The organism is Shewanella sp. P1-14-1 (genome assembly GCF_001401775.1).
Classification (GTDB): Bacteria; Pseudomonadota; Gammaproteobacteria; order Enterobacterales; family Shewanellaceae; genus Shewanella; species Shewanella japonica.
In genome coordinates this window covers 1-374 of sequence record NZ_LKTL01000094.1, presented here as the reverse complement: position 1 = coordinate 374, position 374 = coordinate 1, and the positions used below count along the sequence as shown (strand labels likewise).

The following is a 374-nucleotide window of genomic DNA, read 5'->3' as shown; positions in this document are numbered from 1 at the left end:
ATTATTGTGTCTATTAGTGGCACTGATGACAAAGCTATTATCTCTGGTACAGCAACGGCCTCACTCACTGAAGATAAAGACGTTCACTCAGGTTTATTAAGGGTCGACGGTGCGTTAACCATTACTGATAGTGATAACGGCCAAGCGCAATTTAACGCCGAATCGATTCAAGGCCAGTTTGGTCAGCTGAGTATCAATGAGTTGGGTCATTGGATTTATACTGCTGATAACTCCCAACTGGCTGTTCAAAGTCTTAATTCTGGTGAGTCACTCACCGATACCTTAATCGTTCACTCCGCAGACGGTACCGACCATAAAATTATTGTGTCTATTAGTGGCACTGATGACAAAGCTATTATCTCTGGTACAGCAAC

Annotated in this window: 1 protein-coding gene; it reads left to right on the top strand. The window is 43.0% G+C overall.

All coding sequences use genetic code 11. From position 1 onward, the window contains the following. Positions 1–374 (top strand): VCBS domain-containing protein (locus tag AN944_RS21100; protein ID WP_200913405.1); only part of this gene is annotated, 374 nt, incomplete at both ends.